This window comes from Acinetobacter sp. KB005 (genome assembly GCF_049949095.1).
Taxonomy (GTDB): Bacteria; Pseudomonadota; Gammaproteobacteria; order Pseudomonadales; family Moraxellaceae; genus Acinetobacter; species Acinetobacter calcoaceticus.
In genome coordinates this window covers 3,661,767-3,686,709 of sequence record NZ_CP188191.1, presented here as the reverse complement: position 1 = coordinate 3,686,709, position 24,943 = coordinate 3,661,767, and the positions used below count along the sequence as shown (strand labels likewise).

Below are 24,943 nucleotides of genomic sequence, written 5' to 3'. Positions count from 1 at the left end.
CGAAGCTTCGCTTTTTTAACTTTTCAATTAGATTTTTCTAATTAAGTCATTGATCTGTTTTGCTTGTTCAGCAGCATTACCTGTGTAAGTTGCAGGAGTAAGTTCTGCTAAACGTGCACGCTCTTCGCTTGGCACTTGAAGAAGTTCATCACCATTTACGAAGTTAACCATCATGTCGCGAGTCATTGCTTGACCACGAGTTAATGCTTTTAACTTTTCATATGGCTTTTCAACGTTATAACGGCGCATAACAGTTTGGATTGGCTCTGCTAAAACTTCTTGAGCTTGGTCAAGATCTTCAAGTAAACGAGCAGCATTAAGCTCAAGTTTACCAACACCTTTTAAACACGCATCAAAAGCAATTAAACTTTGCGCAAAACCAACACCCATATTACGAAGTACAGTCGAGTCAGTTAAGTCACGCTGCCAGCGAGAAATTGGTAATTTTTCGCCTAAGTGAGCTAATACGGCATTCGCAATACCTAAGTTACCTTCAGAGTTTTCAAAGTCAATTGGGTTAACTTTGTGTGGCATAGTTGAAGAACCAACTTCACCATCTTTTAATCTTTGTTTGAAGTAACCTAAAGAGATGTAACCCCATACGTCACGGTTAAAGTCGATTAAAATCGTGTTGAAGCGACGTAACGCATCAAACAACTCTGCCATGTAGTCATGTGGCTCGATTTGTGTCGTATACGGGTTGAATGCTAAACCTAAAGATTCAACAAAAGCTTGAGCATGCGCAGCCCAGTCAACATCTGGGTAAGCAGAAAGGTGAGCATTGTAGTTACCTACAGCGCCGTTGATTTTGCCTAGTAGCTCAACATTTTCAAATTGTTTGATTTGGCGAGCTAAACGGTATGCAACGTTTGCCATTTCTTTACCCAAAGTTGTTGGGCTGGCAGTTTGACCGTGTGTACGAGACAACATTGGTTGTTCAGCGTGAGCTGTTGCTAAAGTAGAGATCGCATTTAAAATTTGCTTCATGCTTGATACTAAAACTTCGCGGCCGTTTTTAAGCATCAGTGCATGAGACAAGTTGTTAATGTCTTCTGAAGTACATGCAAAGTGAATGAATTCACCTGCATTTTGTAATTCAACGATACCTGAGATTTTCTCTTTTAAGAAATATTCAACAGCTTTTACATCATGGTTAGTTGTGCGCTCAATTTCTTTAATGCGGTTAGCATCTTCTTCAGAAAAGTTGCTAACAATGGCATCTAAAGCTGCATTTGTTTCATTTGAAAAAGGAGCAACTTCAACAATTTCTGGACGGTTAGAAAGCGCTTGTAACCAACGCACTTCTACAGTGACACGAGCATGAATTAAACCAAACTCAGAAAGAAAAGGACGTAGCGCATCACATTTGCTGGCATAACGTCCATCTAATGGTGATAGTGCGGTTAAAGCGTTCATAACGATTCCTTAATGTTGGAATAAACATAAAACAAAAAATAATCTCTTTACAGCCTTAGATGACTTGGTACTGTAAACGAGCAAGTGCCTGAATATCTTGTAGCAACTTACGTTTGCTAAAAATCATGTTCCACGAACTACCACCGAGTTGTCGCCATAAATGGGCCATTTGTAAGCCAGTAAACAGACAAGCACGGATGCGGTTAGTGTGGTTGGTATCTTTAAATGCTTCTGCATTACCACGAACGAGAATGCGGGGGTTAATCTGCCCAGCAGTATCGACATAAGTTTGAGCCAAATTGGCTAAAATGCTTGGGTGTAAATAGTTATTATCAAAAAAAGAAAGCTGTTTTAAAATCTTTTGCTGAGCTTTTTCAATGATTGCGACATATTCAGGATTGCTATAGACCTTCTTTTCTAATTGCAAAAGGGACATCGCATATGACATTGGAAGCTTGGCAGTGCCCATTTTCGGAAGGCGAGATTTGGGCATATTTGTAAAAGGTTGAGTAATACAATTTTCGAGGGTCTTAAGCCCTAAAGAAATATCTGCCAACTGATTAAAAAAATCTAATGTTTGAACACCATTGTTGACTGTAGGGCGAATATTTAAACTCGCTTTGATTAACAGCTCAAAATAGAAGTTACCACTTTCACCAATACTCTGCTGACCAGTTAAAGCTGTCATGTGCGTGAGCTGGGTAGCCTGAAATACCCCAGCCAAGGCAAGGGCACGGTTTTGGCGAACATTCAAGGCTTGTGATTGTTGAAATGGTAACTCCACCATGTCATTCATTCCCTTAAATAAAATTTGGTGTAGGGGCATTTGTATGGTGAATTACACCCCCGCCTAAGCAAACTTCATCTGAATAAAATACAACGCTTTGACCCGGTGTAACAGCACGCTGAGGTTCATCAAACTCAACTCGTACACCGTGTTCACTATTTTCATCATTAAAAACTGTACATGCCTGATCAGGTTGGCGATAGCGTGTTTTAGCTGTACAGCGTATACCTTCAACAGGAATATTCTGTTCGCCTGCCACCCAGTCGATTGACTCACTCCAAAGCTGTGTGCTTTGCATGAGTGGGTGTTCATGCCCCTGACCAATAACTAGGCGGTTATTGGCAATATCTTTGTGGAGTACGAACCATGCACCTTCAGCTGCACCTTTCAAACCACCTAGACCAATTCCGCCACGTTGACCGAGCGTATAGTACATCAGACCGTGATGTTCACCAACTTCTTTACCTGTATCAAGTACAATTTTTCCAGGTTGAGCGGGCAAATATTGTTTAAGGAAGTCATTAAATCGACGTTCACCAATAAAACAGATTCCTGTAGAGTCTTTTTTCTTAGCTGTAGCAAGATCAAGCTCTTCAGCAATTCTGCGAACTTCTGGCTTTTCAATCTCACCCACTGGAAATAGGGTTTTGTTAATTTCTTTACCATGAACAGCATGTAAGAAATAAGTTTGGTCTTTGTTATTATCTACACCACGTAATAATGGTGCGTATGCTTCGCCTTTCGAGTTATATGCGGTTTCGCCGCGACGTGCATAATGACCAGTTGCGATAAAGTCTGCACCTAAAGTCATGGCATGATCTAAAAATGCACGGAACTTAATTTCTTTATTACATAAAATATCTGGGTTCGGGGTGCGTCCAGCTGCATATTCAGCTAAGAAAAGTTCAAATACGCGATCCCAATATTCCATAGCAAAGTTTGCTGTATGGAGTTTAATACCGATTTTATCCGCTACTGCTTGAGCATCGGCTAAATCTTCCATTGCCGTACAGTATTCCGTGCCGTCGTCTTCCTCCCAGTTCTTCATGAAAAGACCTTCAACTTGATATCCTTGTTGAAGTAAAAGTGCTGCAGAAACAGAAGAGTCTACACCACCAGACATACCGACGATGACACGTTGTTGCATAGGACTAGGCATCCAAATGAGAAGTTAATGAGGGAGAGAAAGGGTGCTCATAAATAAGCGATAAAGGATAATGGTGGCCTTTCATGGCATCTTCAACTGCTTTAAGTACGAGTGGACTACGAGCACGAGCAGATTCTTTGAGCTCATCTGGTGTCATCCACACAGCCGCTACAATACCAGTATCAAGTTGAGGATTATTTTCAACCTGAGTCACATGCGCAAGAAAACAGAAGCGGTAATAGGTCCGATCCGGAAACATAGGCGGGGTATACGTATAAATACCGAGCAAGGCATCAATTTCAACATGATGACCCGTTTCTTCAAGTGTTTCACGAATGGCTGCTTCTGTTAATGACTCACCGCATTCCACATGACCAGCAGGTTGGTTAAATACGGTGTGTACAAAACCTTCGCTATGCTCTTCAACAAATAGATAGCGTCCGTCTTTTTCTACGACTGTAGCAACGGTGACATGAGGAGTCCATGCGGCCATAAAAAAGCACCATGATTTAAAAGACGTATAATACGAAATTTAGGGGTTTTTGGCTACGGTGATCTGCTAAACGATATGAGCAATACTACAAAACCATATCGTTTAAAAAATCAGAATTTTATTGCTGATATTTCATAGAGCTAATTAATCTTGTTCTGCTTGAGCTGCTTTATGATTATTTTGTACTTTCACATAATGTCTTGCCGAATAGGGAAGAAATGCTAATTCTTTTTCGGTAAGAGGGCGTACTTGCTGTACAGGGCTTCCTACATACAGATAACCACTTTTTAAGACTTTACGCGGTGGAACAAGACTTCCCGCGCCAATCATCACATCATCTTCAATAATCACGTCATCTAAAATAACAGTATTAATTCCGATTAAAACTCGGTTACCGATGGTGCAACCATGCAAAGTGACATGATGTCCAACCGTCACATCTTCACCAATAACAAGAGGTGAGCCATTAGGTTTTGCATCATTTTTGTGGCTAACGTGTAACATACAATGGTCTTGTACGTTACTGTTTTTACCAATTTGAATACTATTTACATCACCACGAATGACAGCAAAAGGCCAGACAGAAACATTTTCAGCTAAGCTCACTTCACCGACTACAACAGCCATTTCATCGATATAACAGGTTGTATCAACTTGAGGACGATGTTCAAGATAAGGACGGATGTTCTTTGCCATGAGAGGTATCAACATAGAATTTAGATGAATTATAAAATAAAAAAGCACTCAGGCTAAATAGCATGAGTGCTTAATTCAACTATTCAAAAATTAGAATAAGTTGCTGAAGAATTGTTTAACATGGTCGATTAAGCGTGCAAAGAATCCTGCTTCTTCAACTGGCTTTAATGCAACTAATGGCTTTTCAGCAATTACTTTGCCATCTAAGCTAGCAACAAGTTTTCCAACCACTTGGCCTTTTTGAAGCGGTGCATTTAAGTTAGGTTGAACAACTAACTGTGTTTTAATGCCATTAGCTTTACCTTTAGGCATCGTCACACTAAAGTTTTCAGCTAAACCAATTTGCACTTCATCTTCTTTACCAAACCAAACTTTTGCTTTTGCAAGAACTTGATTCGCTGGTTGAATATTTACCGTTTCAAAGTTTGCAAAGCCCCAAGCCAATAATGTACGCGTTTGGTTGGCACGTTCATTAACGCTATCCGTTCCGAAAATAACGGAAATGAGACGCATCGGACCACGTTTGCTTGAAGTTGTTAAGCAGTAACCTGCTTCATCAGTATGGCCTGTTTTTAAACCATCTACACTTGGGTCTGTGTAAAGCAAGGCATTACGGTTACCTTGTTTAATACCGTTAAATGTAAATTCTTTTTCAGAGTAGATTGGGTAATATCTTGAGCTATCTTTAATAATATGTTGTGCTAAGACAGCCATATCTTTGGCACTTGAATAATGTCCTTCTGCTGGTAAACCAGTTGAGTTCATAAACTGGGTATTTGTCATACCGATACGTTTTGCTTCCTGATTCATCATATGAGCAAAAGTGCCTTCATTTCCGGCAATATGTTCAGCCATTGCTTTTGATGCATCATTACCTGACTGGATAATAATACCGCGAAGCATTTCTAGAACAGTTGCTGTACCATTTAAAGGAACATACATACATGATTCAGAGCTACTTCCTTTACACCACGCAGATTCGTTCATACGAACCTTTTCATTCTCGGTAAGCTCACCTTTTAATAGTTTTTGTTCAATGATGTAGCTTGTCATCATTTTAGTCATAGAAGCAGGTGCAAGCTTTTCGTTTTCATTTTTAGAAGCAAGAATTTGTCCTGTCTCGTAATCCATTAATACATAAGACTTATTATTTAATTCTGGCGGAGCTGATAAGACAGTTGCTGCATAAGAAAAGCTTGGCAAGAGGAGTAGTGCAGCAATAGCGCTTTTTCGAGTCATTCTATGTAATTCCAATATCTTGTATGAAGCAGAAGAGCCTAGCATTTTAGGATAAAGCAAAGCCGACTTCTATGGGGGAAATCGGCTTTTTCTAACAGTATTGTAACTCAAGAGTTTTTTGCTAATTTAGTTTTGCGATTGATATGCTTTCACGTCTTGGCAAACTAATGTGTTTTGCTCATCGCCTGCTGCTTTCGCATCTTGACGCGCTTCTTTTAAGTATTTTTTGAAGCCTTTGTCTTTGCTACGTTTTTCTAACGCAGAGACAGCATCAGTTTCATTTGGTAGATAGTCTTTAACTAAACGTTCATAACCTTGAGCAAAATCAGCATCTTTTTTGCCAATAAGATCTGGGCAAATTTCAGAAAGTACTTGAATCGCAGCTAATTCTTCAGGGGTTATACCTTGTTGTGGAGTGACTTCAACAACATTTTCATTTTCGGTTTTCTTTTCAGTTGTTTTCTTCTTATCAGCAGCAAAACCAACTGTTGCCATGCTCATAAGTAAAACCAAAGAGAGCGATTGAACTAAGCTTTTCTTCATAAACATCGATAACCCGAAATAAAAATTTTAAATATCTCGATAGCTTAACCAATTTGTAGATTAAGAAAATGGAAAAAATGTATTGTTATGTTGGTTTTCTGCTTAATGCCAAACAGAAAACCAAAATTAATAAATCTCTATTCTAAAAAGATTAAGACCTATTCCTTATAATTAACCATCTCTTCACAAAGCTCATGTTGTTCATGATGGTCCATTTGTTTTGCAGCCTGACGTGCTTCATTTAATAAAGTTTTAAATTCAGCATCGTTTTGCAGATTTGCTAAGGACATTGATTTATTTGAATAACCGTTGAGATACATCGCAATAATTTTTTGAGTATTTGACTCAAGTTTTTTATTTGTTCCCACAAAAGCTGGGCAGATTTCCTGCAAAACTTGTGTTGCGGCAATGTCATCTTTAATTAAGCTATCAGCCTCTTGTGTTGAAATATCCTCATCTGCAAAAACTGCTTGCGTACACAATGTGATACTGATCCCCAATACTTGAAAAAAAGGAGCGAAAGTTTTCATTTTTTCACAATTTTATAATGCTATGGAGGCATAAATATATATAATTCAACAAATAATTCAATTGTGAAAACCTTTAGGTTTATTTGTCGAGAAAGATTTTAGTGAATATTTTGATAGCGAATGATGACGGTGTTTTTGCACCAGGTATACAGGCTTTAGCTGAAGCATTAAGACCACTTGGACGCGTGGTTGTAGTTGCACCAGAAAGCGAAAGAAGTGGTTTTTCAAGTGCATTGACATTGGATCGACCATTACGCCCAATTCAAATTGCGGAAGATGTTTGGGCAGTGAATGGTACGCCAGCAGATTGTGTTTATTTATCAATGAATGGTTTGTTCGATTTTGAATTTGACTTGGTCGTGAGTGGAATCAATAGCGGAGCAAACTTAGGTGATGATGTTTTATATTCTGGAACAGTAGGTGCAGCATTTGAAGGCCGTTTAATGAAGCAACCTGCAATTGCAGTGTCTTTAGCTGGTTCTGATGTACGCGCTTATAACAATAAAGAAGATTATGCTCAGGCTGCTCAGTGGGTTCATGATTTTATTGCAAGTGGACTGCCATCTTTGCCTCCAAGACATATCTTGAATATTAATATTCCAGACGTGCCACAGTTAAAAGGAGCACAAATTACTTATCAGGGACGCCGTGCCCAATCTAAGCCAATTACCAGTCATGTCGACCCACGAGGGCGTCAAGTTTACTGGATTGGATTAGCAGGTGAGGCTGTTACAGATCCACAGCGTGATTTAAGCCAGATTCAGTCTGACTTTTTTGCAGTGGCCAATGGATATGTAAGTGTTACCCCAATTCAGATGGACGCAACAAATTATGCTGTTTTAGAAGACCTACAGCTAAGTTTGAGTCAATAATTTGCCTCGAATGTTATAACTTTGTGAATAAAGAAAAAGAGGAACGTGTTTCCTCTTACTTTTTTGGTACTCTTAGCCGAAATGATTTGTAGCATTTAGTGAGGGAGATCAATGCATTTAATTGGGCAACAAAGCAGAGTGAATATCCAAAAAGACAAAATAATGAAAATTATGCTGTTGTCTGTAGCTGTAGGTTTTACCGTGGCTATGGCTGGATGTGCTTCTAAACCGCAAATTAATAATAGTTCTCGCTATGCAATGGCTCCTAACTATTACACAGTTCGTTCAGGTGATACTTTAAGTGGTATTGCAATGCGTTATGGTCTGGACTATATCAGTATTGCCGAAATGAATGATATTCCCGCACCATATCGTATTTATGTTAATCAATCGTTGCGTTTGAAGAAAGGTTCTTCACCAAGAACAGTTTCTACGCAAGTCATGGCGCAACCTGAACAAATTAAGCGTCAAACCATTGCTTTACCAACAACACAGCCTGTTACACCAGTAACTCAGCCAGCAACTAGCGTACCATCAACAAATACGACAGTAGCTTCGGTTGCACCAAATTCGAGCTTACGTTGGATAAAACCGACCAATGGGCCAGTGATTCAAGGGTTTAATTTGGCAAATAATGTCAAGGGAATCCGTTATGGTGGAAATCAGGGTGACCCTATTTATGCCGCAGCTGATGGTCAAGTTGTGTATGCAGCAGATGGCTTAAAAGAATACGGAAATCTGGTTTTAATTAAGCATATTGACGGTTACATCAGTGCGTATGCCCACAATAGCAAGATGTTTGTGAAAAGCGGTGATAATATAACTGCTGGGCAAAAAATTGCCGAAATGGGATCTACTGGAGCGTCTCAGGTCATGCTCGAGTTCCAGATTCGTTTGGATGGAAAACCGATTAATCCTATAAATCTTTTACCAAAATAGCTAATGCAAAAAACTTAGGTTTCCTCGTATAATGTAATTGGTTGCTTTCATTACAACAATAAGCATTTTTTATAAATTTAAAATTAGATTTGAGGAAACCTATGTTAGATCAGCTTCGTGCGATGGGTGTTTTTGCTTGTGTGGTCGAAAAAAGTTCATTTAGTGGTGCGGCACGTGAATTAGGGATTACAACAAGTGCGGTGAGCCAACAGATTCGCTCCCTTGAGAATGAAATGGATGTAATTTTATTACATCGCTCCACTCGTAAACTTAGTTTAACAGAAGCCGGACAGGCTTTTTTTTCAAGCTGTCAAGAGATGTTGGCGGCTGCTGAAAGGGGAAAAATCAGAATTAATGAATTGAGGGATGATTTAATCGGAGATTTGCGTATTGCAACGACTCCTGATTTAGCAGTTCAACACCTCATTCCTGCATTATCTCACTGGATGTCAGCTCATCGCGGTTTATCTGTGCATTTTGAAGTTGGGCATCGCTATATCGATTTAATTGAAGAGCGAATTGATATCGCAGTACGCATGAGCTCCACTCCGGTAGAAGAGAGTAGCTCTATCATTCCAATGGCTTTTGTAGATCAAATTTTGGTAGCTTCTCCCAGTTATCTGAACCAATCTAGTCCAATTGTGCATCCTAATGATTTAAGAGATCATGAATTGTTGTCGATTAATGTTATGAATGATTCGCGCCATTTCAATTTTCAACATGTAAAAACAGGTGAAACACTTAATATTGAAATGCAAAGCCGTTTGCAGAGCAATAATTTACAAGTTGCAAAAGCGTTATGTCAGCAAGGACATGGTATTGCACGAATTTTATATTTGGATGCTCAGAAAGAATTAAAAAATGGTTCTTTGATTGAACTCATGCCAGATTGGAAATTACCAGCTTTTACATTGTATGCAGAAGTTGCCAAGCATGATCAACAACCAATGAAAATTCAACGTTGTGTTGAAGCACTTAAACAATATTTTAGCCAGTTAGCAGGAGGGCGAGCGATTCAGATCGTCCGTTAATTTTGAAGTCTAAAAGTAAAAAGGGCCTGTATTTTTCAGGCCCTTTTTTATTACTTCTGTTTTAATGTTGCAACTTCTTCTGCATTTTCTTGTGGCAGATCGTTAGCAGTAAGTTCTTCATGCTTCTTAATTTTTTTCTTATTTTTCTTTTTCTTTTTTGGCTCTTCTTCAATTTCAGCACCATCCTCAATGGCTTGCCAATATTCAAGTTGTTCCATCACTGCTGCATAAATTGAATTTTTGCTGTATTTACCCTTTTTATCGAGTGCACCAACCGGACGAGCCATTAAAATTTCAAGTGCCTGATCAATCGTATCAATTGCATGAATATGGAATTGACCGCTGCGAACAGCATCAATAACATCCTGACGTATCATTAAATGCTGCATGTTTTGACGAGGAATAATGACACCTTGCTTACCTGTGAAACCTTGTAATTTACATGCATCATAAAAGCCTTCAATTTTTGCATTTACGCCACCAATTGGCTGAACTTGTCCTAATTGGTTCATAGAGCCAGTAATTGCCCATGATTGATCAATTGGTATCTGGCTAATAGCAGAAATCAATGCTGAAAGCTCAGCAACAGTGGCACTATCGCCATCGACTTGACCATAGCTCTGTTCAAATGCAAGTGCAGCGGAGAAATGTAAAATCTGTTCGCGACCAAAGTGAGCTTTCAAGAAGCTAGACATCAGCAACACGCCTTTAGCATGAAGTGAACCACCAAGTTCTACACTACGTTCAATATCAAGAATATCACCGCCACCTTGATAAACAGACGCTGTCAAACGTGAAGGCAAACCAAACTCAACATCTGCATAATGAATAACGGAAAGGGCATTGATCTGACCTAAACGGTATCCCGACGTTTCGATTAATTGTGTACCACGTGAAAGATCTTGCCAGTAAAGTTCTCTTAAATAGCCTAAACGGTATTGTCGATGTTGTAGAGCTAAATTGATATGCTGTTCAGTGACGATCTTATCTTCGGCTTTAAACGCGTGGTGGTGCGCTTCTCGAATGAGGTCACCTAAAGTCGACGCATGTAATGATAACGAGCTTTGATCTTCTGCTTGGCGGCTCGAATCAGTTAATAAAGCTGCTAAAGCGCTACGATCAAATGGTAGTAATTTATCGGCTTGTACATAGTCAGCAATCAACTGCATATAAGCCTGTTCATTCGTTTCATTACGTTGCAGAGTATCGGTAAAATCTGCACGAATTTTAAAGACGCTGCCAAGTTCTGGTTCAATCTCTAAAATTTCATAATAAATTTCAGGCTCAGCCATTAAGATCACTTTAATATCGAGCGGAATTGCAGCAGGTTCAATCGAAATGCTGCCAGTTAAAGTCAGCATGTGTTCAAGTGAAGACAATTTAAGCTGCCCAGATTTAAGCGCGCGTTTTAAACCTTGCCAAGCATATGGTTGTTCTAGTAACTGTTCAGCTTCAAGCATTAAAAAGCCGCCATTGGCTTGATGCAAAGAACCCGGACGAATTAAGGTGAAATCTGTGATAATTGTGCCGTTATGGGTAAGCTGTTCAACGTGACCAAGTAAATTATAGTGTGTTGGAAAGTCTTCAAAAATAACAGGAGCACCGCTATTTGGTTTATTAGCCACAATAACATTAGCTTGATAACGTGCAGGAACACGGTTGAACATTGATGGAGCATAATCATCTTCATCTTGTTCTAAGATCAGTTCAACATTGTCAATAATATCTTGGGCATATTGTTTTAAGTAATCTTCGAGTCCTTTAACTTGACCATATTTATTTAAAATAAGCTCCATTCTTGGCATAACGACTTGCGTTGCAATATCTCGATTTAACACAGACACTTTGTCACGTGCGTCATCTTCTAAATCACCTAAATGTAAACCAAGGCGATCCAGCTTTTTATCCATATAGCGAATATTGGCAGCAATTTCAGCGCGTTGTTTACTATTTAAAGCATCAATATCGTTTTGGGTAAGTTCTTGAACTTGATCATCTTTAACTTGTACAGGTACAAAACCATGTTTCTCATTACGAGAAATGAGTTTTAAGTCGAGTTCTTCACCTTCTTTGGTCAGTTCAACAAGCGCTTGCTGTTGCACATCGCCTGTTTCCTGACGGATGCGCTCAATACGGTTATGATAAGTCTCTGCACTAAAACGGCGTTCAAGTTGTTTTAAAATTATTTGCCAAGTTTGTTCATGTGCTTGTTGAAACTTAGTGCCTTGACCTGCTGGGAAACGTAGGGCAATAGGTTGACGTGCTTGTTTGAAATTATAGACATACACCCAGTCATCAGGCGTTGGCATTGTTTTGGCGTGCTGCTGTAACAAACGTTTGATCATGGTACGTTTGCCTAAACCAGCAGTTCCTACGGCAAAAATATTATAGCCTGAGTAGGGTAAAGAAATTCCCGCCTCTACAGATGCTTTGGCACGATCTTGACCCAAAAAGTTATTAAGCGGTTTGATGCGTTTGGTTGAAGCTGGAATTTTTTCAAAATCTGGGATATGTGTAAGTTGTTCAGGTTTTAAAACGGTCTTGTCTAAGGTCATTTTTATATCAGGTTGCTCAAAAGCTGAAGGAAATGCATTTACTGTGACGTTTGTGGTGGTTGTTTTAGCGAGTGATAAAGTTGAAATAGTCACTTGATCAAGTTTTTGTGTCACTGTTGATATCCAGCAAAAGAAAACGAAGGTTGAAGGCTAAAGGTATACAGGTTTAGCATAAAATATCAAGCAAACTTGCGGTTTTTATCGCCAAATCCAAAATGTTTGCATAAAGAATCTTGAAAGCAATTGTAAGAAGGGTTTGAATAGGCACATTTATAATTTATGGAAAATAAAAAACGAATGACCACACAAGCTTCGGGTTGGGTCTCGGCTTTTAAAGCATTTTTAGATCGCCGTGCATTAATTATGCTGTTCCTTGGTTTTTCTGCCGGAATTCCAATTTTATTAATTTTCTCTAGTCTCTCTTTATGGCTTGGAGAGGCAGGCATTGATAAAAGTGCAGTCACTTTTTTTAGTTGGGCGGCTCTAGGTTACTCTTTTAAGTTTGTTTGGGCTCCTCTCATTGATGAGTTACCAGTACCTGTTTTAACTAAAATGTTAGGCCGAAGACGTGCTTGGTTGTTAATCGCACAGTGTTTGATTGTCCTTGCTATTTGTATTATGGCTTTTTCTGATCCAGCTTTAGGTCAGAGTTATCTGGTTCAAATGGCAGTAGGTGCGGTGTTGCTTGGTTTTTCAGCAGCAACACAAGATATTGTGATTGATGCCTACCGTATTGAATTAGCAGAAACAGAAATGCAAACAGTGTTGGCATCTACCTATAATGCTGGTTATCGAATCGGAATGATTGTGGCTGGAGCGGGGGCATTATTTCTAGCTGCATATTTGGGAACTGCTAAAGGTAATTACATTTACGAAGCTTGGAAAATGACTTACTTAACCATGGCAGCGGTTATGTTAGTCGGCATTGTAACGACTTTGCTCGTTCGTGAACCTCAGGTAAATCGTGTTTATAAAAACTATAAGAGTAGTGATTATTACCGTTTGGTGTTCGTGTTTTTTGTTGCCGTTATTTCATTTGTAGTCACCTATATTTATTCTGGACAGATAACAGATGCAATCTCGCAAGCTGGAAGTATAAAAGACAACGCAGCATTATTTGGTTTAGAAGCTTTAAGATTTTTAACGGCGACAGCTTGTGCCATTTTTGTGGGCTATTTACTGGTTAAATTTGGTGTAGTTAACCAACAAATGGCTAAAGAGACATGGATTGCACCAATCTTAGATTTCTTTAAACGTTATGGTGTCAAACTTGCATTAGTCTTATTACTCCTCATTGGTTTCTTCCGTATTTCAGACATTATTGCGGGTGTTATTTCCAATGTTTTTTATCAAGACCTTAACTTTAGCAAAGAACAAATTGCTGAAGCAGTCAAAATTTATGGGGTGATATTTAGTTTAATAGGTGGTTTCTTAGGTGGCCTTTTAGCACAGCGTATAAACATTATGAAGCTTATGTTTGTCGGTGCAGTTTTGGCAAGTTCTACTAATTTAATTTTTATTGGACTGGTAAAATCTGGACAGCCATTAGATTCAGTTGATGTAAAAGTTGGTGAGCAAAGCTATAAAGTTCAGCCCGATGAAGTAGGTTTATGGAAGCTTGCGGTACCAAGTTCTAGCTTCAATGGAGTGAAACAAATTGAGGTGAAAGCTGCTTATGCCACACAAAATGGTGTAGCACCTGTGACTCGTACTCAGCCATTACTCACTACTGAATTAGCCAAATCACCTCTACAAATTTTACCGATCATGGGTAATGATCAAATCTATTTGAAAGAGGGAGAAAGGAGTATTGTGATTCGAGGGCAATACTTCGGGCAAGCTTTAACTCCTACACAAAAAATCATAATTAGTCTTGATGGACAAAATTTTGATGCAAAAATGTCAGATGAAAAAGGTATTTTTAGTGCAGCAATTGATGCGAAAAAATTAGCTTCATCGGCAAGTAAAGAACTCAATGTAGCTGTAGTAGATGGTGAACGGAAAATACTTTCTGCATCTCATCCATATGCTGTTAGCTCAAATATAAAAGCAACAAGTGAATTAGATGTAAATATTGAACCCTTAGCTTACGTTGACCCGCTTTCAGGTCAATCAGTTGAAATCAGCGGTAAGGTGATTAAACCATATAGTTCTTTATGGCTTTATTTTGCCATTATTGTCGACAACTTGGCTTCTGGCTTGGCGGGCGCCGCATTTATTGCATTCCTTTCAAGTTTAACGAGTGTGTCGTTCACAGCTGTTCAATATGCGATCTTTAGTTCACTCATGACGCTTACACCAAAACTTTTGGGTGGATATTCAGGTACCATTGTCAGTAATATTGGATATCCAAAATTCTTTTTGATGACCACTCTTATTGGTATTCCAATCTTGATTTTAGTGGTTTGGGTTGGAAAACTGCTAAAAGATCATCAAACACATGAATCAGAAAAGGCAGGTGAATAAACATGCGAATGCTTCATACAATGTTGCGAGTAGGCAATTTAGAACAATCTTTAAAGTTCTATACCGAAGTATTAGGAATGAAGTTACTTCGTAAGCGTGATTATGAAGAAGGGCGCTTTACACTGGCATTTGTTGGTTATGGTGATGAAGAAACCAATACTGTGCTTGAACTCACTCATAACTGGGATACTTCAAGTTATGATGTAGGCAATGCATACGGCCATATTGCCATTGGCGTTGATGATGCTTATAAAGCATGTGAAGAAATTAAAGCACGTGGTGGTAAAGTCGTGCGTGAAGCTGGCCCAATGAAAGGCGGCGTAACGGTTATTGCATTTGTTGAAGATCCAGATGGTTATAAAATCGAGTTGATTCAACAAGATGCTGATGCCAGAAATAACTAAATAAATGACTTAGGTGATTTAAGATTTAGGTCTTAAAAGTCTAGCTTTATTTTTAGAGCCCAGTATGATGAATGTCCGACCGAATGGTCAATTTATCAACTGGGTTTTTTATTTATCTAAAATAATCATAGGATGTGGCTATGTTGAAGTTATTGGCACTTGATCGATTTACAATTTTGTTGGTTGGAATGGTACTTCTAGCAACATTTTTTCCAGTCAGTGGTCAAGCAGCGCAATATTTCAATACACTCACCACGGTCGCGATTGCAATATTATTTTTTTTGCATGGTGCGAAGCTGTCTCGTGAGGCTGTAATTGAAGGCATTTTGCATTGGAAAATGCATTTACTTGTATTCGCATTTACTTTTTTTGTTTTTCCAGTGATTGGTTTGTTGGCTAAGCCGATTCTGTTACCTCTACTAGGTCAGCAGCTGTACTGGGGTTTTCTGTTTATGTGCTTTTTACCCTCTACGGTTCAATCTTCTATTGCATTTACATCAGTTGCAAAAGGGAATGTGGCGGGAGCGGTCTGTAGTGCATCTTTTTCAAATTTGATTGGTATGTTTATTACACCAGTGTTGGTTAGCTTTTTTATTTTAGGCCAAAGCCAACATGGGTTCGATCCGACTGCTTCAATTATACAAATTACATTGTTACTGTTAGTGCCATTTATTTTAGGGCAAATATTACGTCCTTATATTTTTCCCTATATGGCAAAAGTTCCAAGTATTGTTAAAGCTTTCGATCAAGGTTCAATTTTGATGGTGGTGTATGGTGCATTCAGTGGCGCAGTGGTGGCAGGGCTTTGGCATCAGGTAAGCTGGAAAACCTTACTTATTTTAACGGTTGCTTGTTCAGTTCTTTTAACCATCATTATGCTATTAGCACTTTACCTACCTCGTGCTTTTGGATTTAACCGAGCAGACCAAGTTACGGTTTTCTTTTGTAGCTCAAAAAAGACACTGGCAAGTGGTGTGCCGATGGGACAAATCTTATTTATTGGTCAGCCTTTAGGCATGATTGTGTTACCTATTATGATCTTTCACCAAATCCAATTAATGGTTTGTGGGGTAATTGCAAATTACTGGGCTAAATCTAAAGATTAATTCGCAAATAAAAATTATTTGACGTATAATCTTGTCCACTTGTTGTGCTTAGCTCTAACCCTAGAGGTTTCGGTGGGCCAAAAGAATGGTCTGTTGTGGTGTTGATCTGCTCATTTGAGCCTGTCCTCAACTTAGTTGAGAGTGATCAATTGCGATGGCAGCTTAAGCCTTTCTAAATTAGGAGTAATCGACGATGCGCGCCGATATTCACCCAAAATATGCAACATTAGTAGCAACTTGTTCTTGCGGTAACGTAATCGAAACTCGTTCTGCTTTAGGTAAAGACACTATCTACCTTGACGTATGTTCAGCTTGCCACCCATTCTACACTGGTAAGCAAAAGAATGTAGACACTGGTGGTCGTATCGACAAATTCAAACAACGTTTTTCTGGTATGTCTCGCTCTATCAAGCGTTAATACTGCAAAACGAAACAAAAAACGGGCTTTATGCCCGTTTTTTGTTTGTGGACGACAAGACCATTATTGGTCTTGTACGTCTGTTAATCGATCAAGTTTTTTCTGGAAATAGCGACCTTGTAAGAAACGTGCTTCTACATTCCAAGCGTTTGCAAATAAGTTCATATCATTAAGATCGGCAAGTAAAATCCCTACTGGTTTTACAGTCAAATAGTTCAGAACCTTTTCTTGTAATTGCGCTAAACCAGCGTCTGAGTTTAATAGCTCTGTCTTCTTCGATTGTAATTTTAAATATTGAACATCAAGTTGTTGCAATATCGATTCACTATAAATAGAAGATGTGAAATCCCGAATTGAAATTTCTGCGCCGTGTTGACGTAGGCGAGCTATGTGTTGCTGCACAATTGTAAGATGTGGCTGAATCGCTTGTTCTGAAAATTGTAAAACCAATGGGCTTTCTTGCTTACTACCAATAATGGTGAGTAATTTCGAAATCAGCTCAGGGAATGATTTATCTTTGAGTAAGATATCAATATTCAAGTTAATAATCAGTTTAGCTTTCGGGTACTGCGTAATAAAATTATGTAGCTGCTTGCTAGCCTCAACCAAGATCCAACGGTCTAATTGAATAGAAAGTTCGCTATCATCTTTTAATGTGGCTAAATCGTTTAAGTCGTGCCACTGTTCATCTGCAATAAAACCGCTAGTAACTTCATAGTTATGGGTTTCTTGATCATGCTTATCATAAATCTGCTGATATTTTAAATGGATTTCACCCCGTGCTAACTGTTGCTTTAATTGTTGCAATAGAGAGGATTGCACAGGAGCATCAACATTCTGAAGGCTTAGATCAAGTGAGATAGAAGAACTAGTAGGCTCAGGAGAGATAATATCGATAGTTGGCACTAACTCAATTTCTGACTTCGCCTTAGGTAGCTCTTGCTGATTGGTTTGATCGAGTAGCTTTGCAAAACTAGCTTCATCTAAAGGTTCAGTAATTTGCGCATAACTCAGCTTAAACTGGATCGAGTAGTTAAGCTCATTAATCGGTAATAAATGCTCTTTTTGCAAACTTTGCAGACTAGCCAATTGGGAGTTAAGGACTGTACTGTTTTCAGCTTGCAAAACGCCAAGATATGCCCCAAGTTCAAGATTGAAAATCGGCATTTGTGCTTGTTCTTTCAGAAAACTTTGCAGCTGATTAAAATATTGTCCAGGAGTTTGCCAATCGAGTTGAAATACACGTTCTGGGCACTGACTTAATTTAAATAAAACCAATGCATTCGCTTGAGCAGGGTGGGTTGATAGTTGTCGATTAATCTGTTGCCAAGGGGTAATTAACCCATAACTCTTTTCAGAAAAAACTGTATTTGCGGGTGTTTGTAAATCCAGTTGATAGTCAATGGTTAACTGTACGGCGTCTTCTTCCTGACTGGGAATAAATTCAAGTTTTAAAGCATTATTACCTGAAATTGCTGCATGTTGACTCTGGATTTCAAAACGCGCCTGATCAAATTGACCTAATGAAATTTTCTTAAATCTTTGTTTAAAAATATTTAAATCATTGGGTTGTAAAACATCTAATATCGGCAGGCCAATAATCTCTTCTTCTTGCTTAAAGCCAAAAAGATTGAGATATTCTGTATTTGCCTTAACGTGCATGCCTTCTTGAAAAAGGGCAACTGCTTTATGACTGTTATTGACCAATGTTTGTGTATGAGAGTGAATAGTCTCTAGTTCACTGGTCAGGCGTTGCTCAGTTTGCAATAAATGGCTATACGACAAGGTTCGAATAAGCGTGATATAAAAATAATCTAATGGTTCTAATGGAACTACATCATAAATACCTTTATGAATATAAGCCTGATATTGCTGAGGTTGATAGTCTTCAGGTTGCAATAACAAAACAGGTAAATGTGGTTGCTCAGATGCTTGAATAAGGGAGAGGGTTTGTTCAATTTTTAGGTCATAAGCACGACCAAAAATAATAGCATCCCAAGGCGTATTTAACTGTTTTTCAAAACTTTTTAGGTCATCAAGCAATAATGCCTGAACTTGATAATCATTCCCCAATAATAAATTTAAAATCTGGTTATAACGTAGCTGGTTGTCATCAATAATGAGTAAACGTGTTTCAGTACGTTTTAACTTTTTAGATAATAAAGAGTTTCTCACTTTAGTGCTTCCCATAAATCTTGACTGCTAGAGTTGCTATTCTTTTTCATCATGAACTGATCAAGCAGATTTTGTTGCTGCTCATTCAGAAGTTCGAAATGAAATTGAATAAAACTTTGAGTAATGAGTTGTGCTTTGAGTAGATACACTTTGATTTCTTCTGTCCCCAATCGTAAATGAATTGTTTGCTGCTCTCTAAAAATTTGTGACCCCGGTAAAATCAGCGTATTTTGTATTTCTTCTAGGTTTTGTGTTTGTAGTAATAGTGCAGGATGATAATTGCGCGTATGACGCTCAGCTTGAATATGGACTGCGCAAGGGAACATGGCCTGTGACAAAATCTCTAAACCTAACTCTAGGCTTTTTTCTGTCGACTGTTTAATCCAGCGGATTACTCCACCACGCCATTGTCCATGCAAGGTTTCTTTAACTAAAATATATTCACCAGTTCTTAGATTTTTTGGTGCTTCTCCAGACCATTTAATACGATATCCATTGACACTAATATCGAGAACAGTGGTTTGATAAATGGTTTTGCTTTCACGACTTAAGCGTTGATAGGATGTCGTTTGTTGTTCTTTTTTCTCTAAATTGGATAGAACTTTAGATTCACTTTGTAAGTTGTAGTTATTGTTCAGTTGTAGCGTTTCTTCAAAGTTTTTTGCTTTCGAGAGATAGAAATGGGCTGTACTTAAACCGAAACAAATTTGTAGCTCGGCATTATATTCATAACGTTCATGACGACGTTGAGCCGTAGTACCTAAAATAGTTTGAACATGAAACTTTAAAGCTGGACTTAAATAAAACTTTTCATTTTTGGAAATATATTGCGCATTTTTATGCATGGTTGCAGTGACATGCTCAAGTAAAGCCTGTGTGCCTATAAAAATGTTTGGGCTAAAGTTAGAGCTGCGTTTGGTGTTATAAACCGGCGGATGATCTTTATTTGGGTCGACCACATATTTCGTTAAGGCTGTATCTTTCGGCAAAATATGAATCATTCTTGCCCAATCAAAGCTACATTGAAATAATGCCTGAATTTCTGACTGACGAATTTGGTTCGTATTTAAAATATCGAGCAAAATCAGCTGAGCATAAGCTTGAGTGATATTTGCTAGAGGGTGATGTACACCCTGAATATGGTTAATATTTACCAGATGATATTTATGCTGAACAGCAGTTTCATAGAGTTGATGCGCAATTAACCATTGCCCTTTGACCGGCTCACTATAGAGCATATGCTGCTGATATAAGAGACTGGTTAATTGTTGCAGCGCATGGAAAGTCGATAAAGTACGTGCCGTTTGCAAATTCTTTTTTTGTTTATAGGCAAACAGTGAAAATTTTTGATGTTGTAATTGCTCATGGCTATTTTTAGCAATATTTAAATAAATACTGGCAAAATAGCAACGCAGTAACATCGCTAATTCAATAATGTGTTCATTACGGTCTGTGCTAATAACGCCTTGGTTAAAAAAGTTTTTTTCTAGGCTTGCAAGAACGTTATTAATGGTGGGATGAAGCGTTTGTATGAGATCGAAACGCAAGGTCTCGCTACATTTTAATTCATTGAGTTCTAAAATGGCTGTGAATAATGCTTTTGACGTATCGCCGAGTTGCATAATAGAAAGGGTAGTGACCCATTGATTAAGATCTTTAATATTGGCTTCACAAAAGCTTAACCGTTCACGAGTGAGTGCGGTTTGATTGTGAAAAATGTCCGATAGTGCATTATTCATCATCACTTATTATATAACTCAAAATGTTGTAGCCCCAAAAAGCGGTGTTTTATTCTTTTCGCCCGCAATTTCCCTGACGAGTTTAGGAACCAAATACCCCGGTAGGTTCGCTAACACATCACGATATATATCATCTATCTCAGATGGTATTAAATCAAAATGTTGTGCACCTTTTACTTTATCTAAAACATGTAAGTAATAAGGCATAACGCGAGCTTCAAATAAACGATAACTTAAATCAATTAATGTCTGTGCAGAATCATTAACACCTTTAAGCAAAACTGCCTGATTAAGTACAGTAATGTGCTCGGCAGATAACTGCAACAATTTTGAACAGGTAAAGTCATCGAGTTCAGAAGCGTGGTTTGAGTGTACCACCAGAATAATACGCAGCCTACTGTTTTTTAATAAAGAAATAAGCTCTTCGTCGATACGGTTTGGAATAACAATTGGAACCCGTGAATGAATTCTCAGAATCTTAATTTGTTTGAGAGATGATAAACGTTCTAGCCAAAGTGCTAATTTACGATTAGAAAGTGTAAGGGGGTCGCCACCACTCAAAATGATTTCATTAATGTGCGGATTCGCTTCAATATAGTTTTTTATATTTGGCCAATCGTCATTTTTCGGTAAATTTTCTTGATAGGGAAAATGACGACGGAAACAATAACGGCAATGTACGGCACACGCACCCGTCAAAGTCAGTAAAAAACGTGATTGATATTTATGTAATACACCGGGTAATTGATTTGCTGCTTCTTCACCTAAAGGGTCAGTTACAAATTCAGGATGTTCCTCAAGTTCTAAATGATGAGGTAAAACCTGTAGTAAAAGCGGGTCAAAAGGGTTTTTAACGTTCATTTTTCCGACGAACGCGCGAGGAACCCGTAATTTAAACTGTTCAGAAGCCAGAATCGCACCTGATAATAGCTGATCGGTGGATAACTCGAGTAGGTTTAGCAACTCCAAAGGATCTGTAATAAGGTCACTCAGTTGCGATTGCCAGTTTTGCTCTTGGTATAAATAGTTTATCATTTGACACGATTAAGATAATGCAACAACGCATTATATCGCATAGTTGACTTGTTAAGTTTGGAGTGTGCCAGTCATGGCCAATTATTCTACAAATGATTTCAAGCCGGGCCTTAAGGTCATGCTTGACAGTAACCCATGTTCAATCATGGAAAATGAATACGTAAAACCAGGTAAAGGTCAAGCGTTCAACCGCGTAAAATTACGTAACCTTAGAACTGGTAAAGTTTTAGAAAAAACTTTTAAGTCTGGCGATACTGTAGAAGCGGCTGACATCGTAGAAGTAGAAATGGACTACTTATACAATGATGGCGAACTTTGGAACTTCATGGATCCTGTAACTTTTGAGCAAATCGCTGCAGACAAAACTGCAATGGGCGATGCAGCTAAATGGTTAAAAGACGATTCAAATGAAAAATGTACTATTATGTTGTTCAACGGCGTGCCTTTAACTGTAAGCGCACCGAACTTCGTAGTATTAAAAATTGTTGAAACTGATCCAGGTGTACGCGGTGATACATCTGGCGGTGGCGGTAAACCAGCTAAGCTTGAAACAGGTGCGGTTGTTCGTGTTCCGTTATTTGTTCAGCAAGAAGATAGCGTTCGTGTAGATACTCGTACTGGCGATTATTTAGAGCGTGCATAATAGTTAAAAAATAAACTATTATCGAAGGGATGATGTAAATCATCCCTTTTTTTATGCGAAAGTATAAGAGGAAAAAAATTAAAGGAGGAGTACAGTCACAAGGATTTGATAGAACAGTACATAACAATATAAAAATGCTGTAGTTATTTATTGAGAGGTTAAGAATGGACACAATGCAAGCGAAATCTACGCTTCCCTCCAAGCTGGTCTGGAGCCTAGTGGCAATTATAGGTGCAATTTCTTTTGGGATGCTGGCACTCAGTCGTGGTGAACATGTCAATGCGGTTTGGCTTGTACTTGCTGCAGCATGTGTATATAGCATCGCATATCGATTTTATAGTCTATTTATTGCAACTAAAGTATTTGAATTAAACCCAAGACGGTTAACCCCAGCACATCGTTTAGCCGATGGTCTGGATTATGTTCCCACCAATAAATATGTACTTTTTGGTCATCACTTTGCGGCAATTGCCGGAGCGGGACCATTAGTCGGGCCAATTTTGGCTGCACAAATGGGTTTTTTACCAGGGACAATCTGGCTACTGGTCGGTGTGGTTGTCGCGGGTGCAGTACAAGACTTCTTAGTTTTATTTATTTCAACGCGTCGAGACGGTCGTTCGCTTGGTGAAATGGCAAAACAGGAACTGGGTTCTTTTGCTGGTATCGTTGTAATGCTTGGCGCGCTTGGAGTAATGATTATTATCCTTGCGGTATTGGCCTTAGTTGTGGTTAAAGCACTTGCCCATAGTCCATGGGGTGTTTTTACTATTGCAGCGACTATTCCCATTGCATTATTTATGGGCGTTTACATGCGATTTATTCGCCCGGGACGTATTGCTGAAGTTTCTATTATTGGCTTCGTCTTAATGATGCTTGCCATCGTTTATGGTGGACATGTTGCAGCAGATCCATACTGGGGTGAGTTTTTCACCTTAACCGGAACACAGCTCACATGGTGCTTAATCATTTATGGCTTTATTGCTTCAGTATTACCTGTCTGGTTATTGTTAGCGCCACGTGATTATCTATCAACCTTCCTTAAAATCGGTGTCATTCTCGGTTTAGCAGTCGGTATTATCATTGCATTACCTGAATTGAAAATGCCAGCAGTGACCCATTTTATTGATGGTACTGGTCCTGTTTTCTCAGGTAGTTTATTTCCATTCCTATTTATTACTATTGCCTGTGGTGCTATTTCTGGTTTCCATGCGCTTGTATCAAGTGGTACTACACCAAAACTCATTGATAACGAAGCAGATATTCGCGTGATTGGTTATGGCGGCATGCTCATGGAGTCTTTCGTCGGTATTATGGCGATGATCTGTGCAACTGTCTTAGACCCAGGCGTGTACTTTGCAATTAATGCACCTGCGGCTGTACTTGGTACAACTGTAGAATCAGCGGCAGAAGCTGTTCGTAATTTAGGATTTGTTGTTACCCCTGAAATGTTAACGCTGTTGGCACAGGAAGTCGGAGAAACTTCGATTCTTTCACGTACAGGTGGTGCGCCTACCTTTGCGATTGGTATGGCACATATCATTTCGGAAATTTTCAATAGCCGTTCAATGATGGCATTTTGGTACCACTTTGCGATTTTATTTGAAGCATTATTCATCTTAACTGCTGTAGATGCCGGTACTCGTGCTTGTCGTTTTATGGTGCAAGACACAGTGGGTATTGTAATTCCTGCGGTTAAATCTTCTGGTTCATTCGTGGGTAACTTAGTGGGTACAGCAGTTGCAGTAGGTGGATGGGGATTCTTCGTCTATCAAGGTGTGATTGATCCATTGGGTGGTGTTAACTCCTTATGGCCTCTATTTGGTGTTGGTAACCAAATGCTGGCTTCAATGGCACTCATTTTGGGTACAGTCATTCTGTTTAAAATGAAAAAAGAAAAATATGTATGGGTGACGATCATTCCAACAATTTTCTTATTCGTAACCTGTATGACTGCGGGTTGGCAAAAGATTTTCCACGAAAATCCAAAAATTGGTTTCTTAGCGCAAGCAAATAGATTTTCAGATGCGATTGCTCGTGGTGAAATATTAAAACCAGCAAAAACACTTGAAGAAATGCAGACGATTGTGATGTCAAATCAAATCAATGCTGCACTTTGTGGCTTCTTTATGATTGTATCGATTGTCATGATTATTGCTTCAATTGGTATTGTACGCCGTGCTTTAGCAAGCCCAACACCGACTGTAAATGAATCCCCAGCTGTATATGCTGATCCTGAAGTGGTCACCACACGAGGAGAGTAATGATGAATTTTAAATTTGCAAAAAATGGAACTGTCATTATTGCGAAAATCATCAAAATGACGGTGCTCTCACAAAAAGAGCTATTGCTCTCTCCAAAGAACTGGTCGCGTATTGCAACACTGTGGCAGCGTTTGCAGCAAAGCTTTCGACTCATGGTCGGTGTACCAGATTATCAAACGTATCTGGAACATATGAAGCTTCATCATTCTGATTTAACACCAATGGATGCTAAAACTTTCTATCGCTATTGTGTCGATGCGCGTTATCCATCGGCTGGCGGTACTTTAAAGAAATGCCCTTGTTAAGTTGAGATTAATATTCAGCTAAAGAATCGGTATGTGGTTAAACCATGTACCGTTTTTCTTTTTTGGAAAATGAAAAAGAGTTTGCTTAAAGTCTGCTCATTTGTATTTTTTTCAATTGAAAATCACTTGTTTTGCTTTTGAAA

At 38.8% G+C, this 24,943-nt stretch carries 22 protein-coding genes; 10 read left to right on the top strand and 12 right to left on the bottom strand.

The window, feature by feature from the left end; translation table 11 throughout:
* Nucleotides 1–27: 27 nt before the first annotated feature.
* The 8 genes from purB to ACPF64_RS17610 all read right to left on the bottom strand — a co-directional run bounded on the left by purB (nt 28) and on the right by ACPF64_RS17610 (nt 6,851).
* Nucleotides 28–1,416 (bottom strand): adenylosuccinate lyase, encoded by a 1,389-nt coding sequence (gene purB / locus ACPF64_RS17645; RefSeq protein WP_426454858.1) that lies wholly within the window; start codon nt 1,414–1,416, stop codon nt 28–30.
* Between the two features lie 55 nt (nt 1,417–1,471).
* Nucleotides 1,472–2,203 carry a high frequency lysogenization protein HflD gene (gene hflD, locus ACPF64_RS17640; protein ID WP_004643577.1) on the bottom strand — a complete coding sequence of 244 codons (732 nt, stop codon included), beginning with the start codon at nt 2,201–2,203 and terminating at the stop codon, nt 1,472–1,474.
* A 13-nt stretch (nt 2,204–2,216) separates the two neighbouring features.
* A complete protein-coding gene (mnmA, locus tag ACPF64_RS17635) occupies nt 2,217–3,350 on the bottom strand; it encodes a tRNA 2-thiouridine(34) synthase MnmA (RefSeq protein WP_347019697.1) in 1,134 nt (377 codons plus the stop codon).
* Nucleotides 3,351–3,354: 4 nt separating this feature from the next.
* On the bottom strand, nt 3,355–3,843 hold the full coding sequence (locus tag ACPF64_RS17630) for an NUDIX hydrolase (RefSeq protein ID WP_426454855.1): 489 nt from the start codon (nt 3,841–3,843) through the stop codon (nt 3,355–3,357).
* A gap of 144 nt (nt 3,844–3,987) precedes the next feature.
* Nucleotides 3,988–4,539: a gamma carbonic anhydrase family protein gene (locus ACPF64_RS17625; protein WP_426454853.1), complete on the bottom strand. Its 552-nt coding sequence runs from the start codon at nt 4,537–4,539 to the stop codon at nt 3,988–3,990.
* A gap of 90 nt (nt 4,540–4,629) precedes the next feature.
* Entirely contained in the window at nt 4,630–5,778 is a 1,149-nt protein-coding gene (dacC, locus tag ACPF64_RS17620; protein ID WP_198079655.1) for a D-alanyl-D-alanine carboxypeptidase PBP5/6, read from the bottom strand.
* A gap of 126 nt (nt 5,779–5,904) precedes the next feature.
* Nucleotides 5,905–6,327, bottom strand: a complete 423-nt coding sequence (locus tag ACPF64_RS17615) for an MCR_0457 family protein (RefSeq protein WP_151744668.1) — start codon at nt 6,325–6,327, stop codon at nt 5,905–5,907.
* A 152-nt stretch (nt 6,328–6,479) separates the two neighbouring features.
* On the bottom strand, nt 6,480–6,851 hold the full coding sequence (locus ACPF64_RS17610; protein ID WP_045429829.1) for an MCR_0457 family protein: 372 nt from the start codon (nt 6,849–6,851) through the stop codon (nt 6,480–6,482).
* A 101-nt stretch (nt 6,852–6,952) separates the two neighbouring features.
* On the opposite strand from ACPF64_RS17610, the gene surE reads away from it, so the two are divergent.
* The 3 genes from surE (at nt 6,953) to ACPF64_RS17595 (ending at nt 9,693) form a co-directional block, all read left to right on the top strand.
* The gene (gene surE / locus ACPF64_RS17605; RefSeq protein WP_004643567.1) at nt 6,953–7,723 is read left to right on the top strand and encodes a 5'/3'-nucleotidase SurE; all 771 of its coding nucleotides are present in this window, start codon (nt 6,953–6,955) and stop codon (nt 7,721–7,723) included.
* Between the two features lie 111 nt (nt 7,724–7,834).
* A complete protein-coding gene (locus ACPF64_RS17600) occupies nt 7,835–8,662 on the top strand; it encodes a peptidoglycan DD-metalloendopeptidase family protein (RefSeq protein WP_151744669.1) in 828 nt (275 codons plus the stop codon).
* A 101-nt stretch (nt 8,663–8,763) separates the two neighbouring features.
* Nucleotides 8,764–9,693 carry a LysR family transcriptional regulator gene (locus ACPF64_RS17595; protein WP_003650468.1) on the top strand — a complete coding sequence of 310 codons (930 nt, stop codon included), beginning with the start codon at nt 8,764–8,766 and terminating at the stop codon, nt 9,691–9,693.
* Between the two features lie 50 nt (nt 9,694–9,743).
* Here the strand turns inward: ACPF64_RS17595 and ACPF64_RS17590 are convergent, their stop codons facing one another.
* A complete protein-coding gene (locus ACPF64_RS17590) occupies nt 9,744–12,362 on the bottom strand; it encodes a Lon protease family protein (RefSeq protein WP_426454849.1) in 2,619 nt (872 codons plus the stop codon).
* Nucleotides 12,363–12,527: 165 nt separating this feature from the next.
* Between ACPF64_RS17590 and ACPF64_RS17585 the strand changes: the two genes are divergently transcribed.
* The 4 genes from ACPF64_RS17585 (at nt 12,528) to rpmE (ending at nt 16,642) form a co-directional block, all read left to right on the top strand.
* Nucleotides 12,528–14,714, top strand: a complete 2,187-nt coding sequence (locus ACPF64_RS17585) for an AmpG family muropeptide MFS transporter (RefSeq protein WP_426454847.1) — start codon at nt 12,528–12,530, stop codon at nt 14,712–14,714.
* A 2-nt stretch (nt 14,715–14,716) separates the two neighbouring features.
* Nucleotides 14,717–15,118, top strand: coding sequence for a lactoylglutathione lyase (gloA, locus tag ACPF64_RS17580; RefSeq protein WP_426454845.1), 402 nt, complete (start codon nt 14,717–14,719; stop codon nt 15,116–15,118).
* A gap of 134 nt (nt 15,119–15,252) precedes the next feature.
* Nucleotides 15,253–16,224, top strand: a complete 972-nt coding sequence (locus ACPF64_RS17575) for a bile acid:sodium symporter family protein (protein WP_426454843.1) — start codon at nt 15,253–15,255, stop codon at nt 16,222–16,224.
* A gap of 193 nt (nt 16,225–16,417) precedes the next feature.
* Nucleotides 16,418–16,642 (top strand): 50S ribosomal protein L31, encoded by a 225-nt coding sequence (gene rpmE, locus ACPF64_RS17570; RefSeq protein ID WP_003650476.1) that lies wholly within the window; start codon nt 16,418–16,420, stop codon nt 16,640–16,642.
* A gap of 63 nt (nt 16,643–16,705) precedes the next feature.
* Here rpmE and ACPF64_RS17565 read toward each other — a convergent pair whose 3' ends face one another.
* Genes ACPF64_RS17565 through epmB form a run of 3 tightly spaced genes read right to left on the bottom strand, consistent with a single transcriptional unit; the run spans nt 16,706 to nt 21,591 of the window.
* Nucleotides 16,706–18,817 (bottom strand): EAL domain-containing protein, encoded by a 2,112-nt coding sequence (locus tag ACPF64_RS17565; protein WP_426454840.1) that lies wholly within the window; start codon nt 18,815–18,817, stop codon nt 16,706–16,708.
* Nucleotides 18,814–20,559 (bottom strand): GTPase, encoded by a 1,746-nt coding sequence (locus ACPF64_RS17560; protein WP_426454838.1) that lies wholly within the window; start codon nt 20,557–20,559, stop codon nt 18,814–18,816. Before ACPF64_RS17560 ends, ACPF64_RS17565 begins: the two co-directional genes overlap by 4 nt.
* 15 nt (nt 20,560–20,574) lie before the next feature.
* On the bottom strand, nt 20,575–21,591 hold the full coding sequence (gene epmB / locus ACPF64_RS17555; protein ID WP_017387929.1) for an EF-P beta-lysylation protein EpmB: 1,017 nt from the start codon (nt 21,589–21,591) through the stop codon (nt 20,575–20,577).
* 73 nt (nt 21,592–21,664) lie between these two features.
* Between epmB and efp the strand changes: the two genes are divergently transcribed.
* From efp to ACPF64_RS17540, 3 genes are all read left to right on the top strand, one after another.
* Nucleotides 21,665–22,234, top strand: a complete 570-nt coding sequence (efp, locus tag ACPF64_RS17550; RefSeq protein ID WP_004643557.1) for an elongation factor P — start codon at nt 21,665–21,667, stop codon at nt 22,232–22,234.
* A 164-nt stretch (nt 22,235–22,398) separates the two neighbouring features.
* Nucleotides 22,399–24,495 (top strand): carbon starvation CstA family protein, encoded by a 2,097-nt coding sequence (locus ACPF64_RS17545; RefSeq protein WP_426454835.1) that lies wholly within the window; start codon nt 22,399–22,401, stop codon nt 24,493–24,495.
* Nucleotides 24,495–24,800: a YbdD/YjiX family protein gene (locus tag ACPF64_RS17540; RefSeq protein ID WP_004643555.1), complete on the top strand. Its 306-nt coding sequence runs from the start codon at nt 24,495–24,497 to the stop codon at nt 24,798–24,800. The genes ACPF64_RS17545 and ACPF64_RS17540 overlap by 1 nt, the downstream gene beginning before the upstream one ends.
* Nucleotides 24,801–24,943: the final 143 nt, after the last annotated feature.

Coding starts and splice junctions, on each gene's coding strand:
- ACPF64_RS17595 (WP_003650468.1), top strand. CDS start 8,764: ATGTTAGATCAGCTTCGTGCGATGGGTGTTTTTGCTTGTGTGGTCGAA.
- ACPF64_RS17585 (WP_426454847.1), top strand. CDS start 12,528: ATGGAAAATAAAAAACGAATGACCACACAAGCTTCGGGTTGGGTCTCG.
- ACPF64_RS17540 (WP_004643555.1), top strand. CDS start 24,495: ATGATGAATTTTAAATTTGCAAAAAATGGAACTGTCATTATTGCGAAA.
- mnmA (WP_347019697.1), bottom strand. CDS start 3,350: ATGCAACAACGTGTCATCGTCGGTATGTCTGGTGGTGTAGACTCTTCT.
- gloA (WP_426454845.1), top strand. CDS start 14,717: ATGCGAATGCTTCATACAATGTTGCGAGTAGGCAATTTAGAACAATCT.
- ACPF64_RS17545 (WP_426454835.1), top strand. CDS start 22,399: ATGGACACAATGCAAGCGAAATCTACGCTTCCCTCCAAGCTGGTCTGG.
- ACPF64_RS17610 (WP_045429829.1), bottom strand. CDS start 6,851: ATGAAAACTTTCGCTCCTTTTTTTCAAGTATTGGGGATCAGTATCACA.
- efp (WP_004643557.1), top strand. CDS start 21,665: ATGGCCAATTATTCTACAAATGATTTCAAGCCGGGCCTTAAGGTCATG.
- hflD (WP_004643577.1), bottom strand. CDS start 2,203: ATGGTGGAGTTACCATTTCAACAATCACAAGCCTTGAATGTTCGCCAA.
- rpmE (WP_003650476.1), top strand. CDS start 16,418: ATGCGCGCCGATATTCACCCAAAATATGCAACATTAGTAGCAACTTGT.
- dacC (WP_198079655.1), bottom strand. CDS start 5,778: ATGACTCGAAAAAGCGCTATTGCTGCACTACTCCTCTTGCCAAGCTTT.
- epmB (WP_017387929.1), bottom strand. CDS start 21,591: ATGATAAACTATTTATACCAAGAGCAAAACTGGCAATCGCAACTGAGT.
- ACPF64_RS17560 (WP_426454838.1), bottom strand. CDS start 20,559: ATGATGAATAATGCACTATCGGACATTTTTCACAATCAAACCGCACTC.
- ACPF64_RS17625 (WP_426454853.1), bottom strand. CDS start 4,539: ATGGCAAAGAACATCCGTCCTTATCTTGAACATCGTCCTCAAGTTGAT.
- purB (WP_426454858.1), bottom strand. CDS start 1,416: ATGAACGCTTTAACCGCACTATCACCATTAGATGGACGTTATGCCAGC.
- ACPF64_RS17630 (WP_426454855.1), bottom strand. CDS start 3,843: ATGGCCGCATGGACTCCTCATGTCACCGTTGCTACAGTCGTAGAAAAA.
- ACPF64_RS17615 (WP_151744668.1), bottom strand. CDS start 6,327: ATGTTTATGAAGAAAAGCTTAGTTCAATCGCTCTCTTTGGTTTTACTT.
- ACPF64_RS17600 (WP_151744669.1), top strand. CDS start 7,835: ATGCATTTAATTGGGCAACAAAGCAGAGTGAATATCCAAAAAGACAAA.